Raw genomic sequence first — 3,403 nt, 5'->3', positions numbered from 1 at the left:
CGCAGGTTCCCGTGATTCAGATTTTAAAGCAACATAAACCTGCGGGACGCTCATAACCTGTTTATCTGAATATCAATAAATGAATTATTAACTTATGAAAAATGCTACAAAAATTAAAATCTCTGTCTTTATAGCAATCAGTCTGGATGGTTTTATCGCCAGGGAAGATGGAGATGTCAGTTGGTTGCACGAAGGTGTAGAACTGGGTGAAGGGGAAGATGCTGGTTTTGGCGTTTTTTTCAACGCCATAGACGTCCTGGTTATGGGACGAGGATCATTTGAAAAAGTGCTGGAATTTGATCCCTGGCCTTATGGAGCAAAACCTGTCATCGTGTTGAGCAAGAGTCTGACAGAAGTACCAGACAAGCTTCGTGATACGGTCCGGATCGATGCCTCCACACCGCAGAAGCTTGTAGAAAAACTGTCCCAAGAAGGATACAAGCATATCTACCTGGATGGTGGCAAAGTAATCCAATCATTTTTGCGTGAGGGGCTGGTTGATGAGATGACACTGACTACCATCCCGGTTCTAATCGGTAATGGGATCCCCTTATTTGGCGAAATTGAAAAGGATATCAAATTAAAACTTTTAGAATCCCGATCTTGGGAAAATAGTTTTGTGCAATCTAAATATCAGGTAATGAAATAAGTACCTGTATTTAGCCAAGAAAATAATGGGTCTATCTTTAGGGGGGATTAATTAGATGCTGGTGATTTGCGCTATGATCCCAAAGATCAGACTGAGTTCCAACCCCGCGACCATATATCCCAACCTGATTGAATGCCCTTTTGATTTGATCTGACCAGCTTTATCTGCGGTACGCAGCTCAGGATAAAGTCGAAGATAAAACGATCCGATTGTAATGACTAGGGCGATCGCAGCTAGCAGAAGTGTATGTTCGGGAGCTGTGAAAACCAATATAAGCACCAACCCGATCACGATCATTTTAACCCCCGCCAGCCAATTGATCAGATAACGCATCAGGGCATGCACTTCCGGGTCTTTTTTGGATTTTTCCCAACCGCTGAAGATACAGGCACCATTGAATTTGCAATTATCCTGTAGAAAATACAGTTCAAGCATATTCAGAGTTTCGATGAGGGCAAATACGAGCAGGGTAATTTGGAGAGCATTCATAAAGATTAAGTGGACGGTGAACAACGTCCATTATCTTTACGTGTAAATCAGGAAGAAGTTTCGACTTTGATATCGGGTTTCGCGCCGCTGATTCTCTGACAGCGAAAAAGTCATGCGGTTCTTATGTGCTTAGCCACCTCAAACCTTCACTTCAAATACTCGTTCCGTTGTATGCGGGGTATATTTATCGTATTCAAATTCAGCGTGAACCAATAAGTATTTTGTGTCGATCGGTATTTTTGTAATATAAGAAAAGATTTGCTCAATGCCTGGTTCGACAAAGAAAAAATTGTAGTCATCCGGGAGGATACTTTCCTGATCAACCAGCTTTATTGGAAAATTCAACCTTGGTTCATTTCCCTCCCAGAATTGAAATCCTTGTCCATTATCAATGCCTCTCACCCGAATACGAATATCATTGAACTTCTGCTGGACATTGCCTTTATTGAAAGCAATAAATAAAAACTCCGCGATATATTCTCCTGCTTCAGGACCATAAAAATTAACACTGATCCCAAATTCTATATGAGGGGTATAGATCCTTTTTTTCTGATCCTCTTGTTCATTCTTTTCTCGCTCAACTTTTTCCCTGCGGAAATTGATCATCAGGGTAACTCCTGAAATGATTAAAGTTGTTAATATTCCAGATAATGTGAGCCAGTCTTTTATTTCCATAGCTTATCCTTCCAGAAGTTCTCCGTATGCTATCTCACGGTACGTTGTCTCACAAGGATTACCCTCCGCAAGCCAGATGGTATTTGTGTTTAAATCCATGATAACAGATGCGATCGACATGAATTGTTCAAACGTTGATTTATTGAGATCGGGGTGACAGCAAATCGCATCGGGGAGATTGAAATGGTCAGCGAGGGCCACCTGTAGATCGGGGACGGTGATTGCGTTGGGGTGTGTTCGCAGGAATTTATCCATTCGCTGGTGGCGGACTAAACTGTCGGGCCCGCGCCAGGGTCCGAGGTCCTTAAAATCGATCTCCCGACTGAGATAGTGATTGGTATGGGCGTAAATATTCCCCTCAGGAAAGTCGATATAGGCGCGTGAAAAATTACCGGGGGCAGTTTCAGCGTTGAAGCTCTCCCCGTCCCGATGAGCAACCAGATAGTTGGCTGCCGATGCTCGTGGATGAGAAATGATCGCGCCCATCGCCTCGGAGAAATTCCCGGCTTCGAGAATGGCCCGCAAAATGGCATGGTAGGGGATGCCACCTGTTCCTTTTTCAAGATCACAGTTCAGGGCGTTGGTGGTCATCCCTATCCCGGCAGCGTTCATCCCTGTTTTTGCCAGCAACCCTGCCTCCACCACGGTGACAAAGTTTGGGCTATGATCTGTTTCGACCTCCAGAACAACGATCGTTTCAGCGACCGGAGGAACCCAATCCCAATTCTGACCAATCAGCGTATGCGCGTCCTTTGTGCGTGGCGGCAATACGACGAAAGCGGTACACTCTTTGGGCGCTGAACGAGCGATGCCTGCATTACGGATTTCCGTGCGCACGTTCAACGCCAGGATGTCTTCGTATGCGATGCCAGCGCCCTCGGCAATCCCACGCATCTCGTCGAGAAAATGGGGGCGGTAATCACCGATGATCGCTTCGTATATCCGGGCGTGTTCTGTCGCTTGCGCCCAGTCCCAGCCAATATAATGTGCGAACAAGCCCTGATAAACCTTGATGTTTTTCCGGATATAGGCCGCAGCCTGCTGCCCGTATTGCTGCCCGCGATCATAGGGCGAACCCTTGACACGAATATGAGGAAAGGAATGTGGAGACATAAAAGAATGATACTCTATTTCTCACACACACCTATGGGCTCAGTTTGGATTACTCAGCCTCATACTCCGCGGGTTCTTCGTCGATGATCCCCTTATCTTCATCTGCTTTGCGATCCAGCATCTGCATCTGTTGGATGACCACCTTTGCAAAATAACGATTCTCTCCGCTATCATCCACATATTTGTCTGTCTTCAGCCTCCCTTCAAGATAGATCAAACTGCCCTTGCGCAAATATTCATTGCAGACCTCAGCCAAACGCCCCCAGGCCTCAATATTGACCCATTCGGTATACTCCTTCACCTCGCCGTCTTTCTTCCAGCGATTGGAGACTGCCAGGCTGAATTTCACCACCTGTTTCCCTGTTGGGGTAAAACGGGCATCGGGATCCTGACCTAATCTTCCCATAAGTTGAACACGATTTAATGCGGGCATTATTTCCTCCTTATTCAAATAGTGCCTTGTACCGGATAAGTAAA

Annotated in this window: 5 protein-coding genes; 1 reads left to right on the top strand and 4 read right to left on the bottom strand. The window is 45.7% G+C overall.

Going from position 1 to position 3,403, the window contains the following annotated elements:
- Positions 1 to 94 precede the first annotated feature (94 nt).
- Complete coding sequence (locus AC3DOM_RS16905; RefSeq protein ID WP_487920209.1) at positions 95 to 649, top strand: dihydrofolate reductase family protein; 555 nt, start codon at positions 95 to 97, stop codon at positions 647 to 649.
- Positions 650 to 700: 51 nt separating this feature from the next.
- On the opposite strand, the gene AC3DOM_RS16900 is transcribed toward AC3DOM_RS16905, so the two are convergent.
- The 4 genes from AC3DOM_RS16900 to AC3DOM_RS16885 form a co-directional block, all read right to left on the bottom strand.
- Entirely contained in the window at positions 701 to 1,138 is a 438-nt protein-coding gene (locus AC3DOM_RS16900) for a hypothetical protein (protein ID WP_487920208.1), read from the bottom strand.
- Between the two features lie 138 nt (positions 1,139 to 1,276).
- Entirely contained in the window at positions 1,277 to 1,813 is a 537-nt protein-coding gene (locus AC3DOM_RS16895; RefSeq protein ID WP_487920207.1) for a hypothetical protein, read from the bottom strand.
- A gap of 3 nt (positions 1,814 to 1,816) precedes the next feature.
- On the bottom strand, positions 1,817 to 2,926 hold the full coding sequence (locus AC3DOM_RS16890; protein ID WP_487920206.1) for a C45 family autoproteolytic acyltransferase/hydrolase: 1,110 nt from the start codon (positions 2,924 to 2,926) through the stop codon (positions 1,817 to 1,819).
- Between the two features lie 49 nt (positions 2,927 to 2,975).
- Complete coding sequence (locus AC3DOM_RS16885; protein ID WP_487920205.1) at positions 2,976 to 3,359, bottom strand: single-stranded DNA-binding protein; 384 nt, start codon at positions 3,357 to 3,359, stop codon at positions 2,976 to 2,978.
- Between the last annotated feature and the right edge of the window lie 44 nt (positions 3,360 to 3,403).

This window comes from Candidatus Desulfolinea nitratireducens (genome assembly GCF_982879505.1).
The sequence above is the reverse complement of the archived record's forward strand: the minus strand, read 5'-3'. Positions and strand labels throughout refer to the sequence as shown.

Coding starts and splice junctions, on each gene's coding strand:
- AC3DOM_RS16900 (WP_487920208.1), bottom strand. CDS start 1,138: ATGAATGCTCTCCAAATTACCCTGCTCGTATTTGCCCTCATCGAAACT.
- AC3DOM_RS16905 (WP_487920209.1), top strand. CDS start 95: ATGAAAAATGCTACAAAAATTAAAATCTCTGTCTTTATAGCAATCAGT.
- AC3DOM_RS16895 (WP_487920207.1), bottom strand. CDS start 1,813: ATGGAAATAAAAGACTGGCTCACATTATCTGGAATATTAACAACTTTA.
- AC3DOM_RS16885 (WP_487920205.1), bottom strand. CDS start 3,359: ATGCCCGCATTAAATCGTGTTCAACTTATGGGAAGATTAGGTCAGGAT.
- AC3DOM_RS16890 (WP_487920206.1), bottom strand. CDS start 2,926: ATGTCTCCACATTCCTTTCCTCATATTCGTGTCAAGGGTTCGCCCTAT.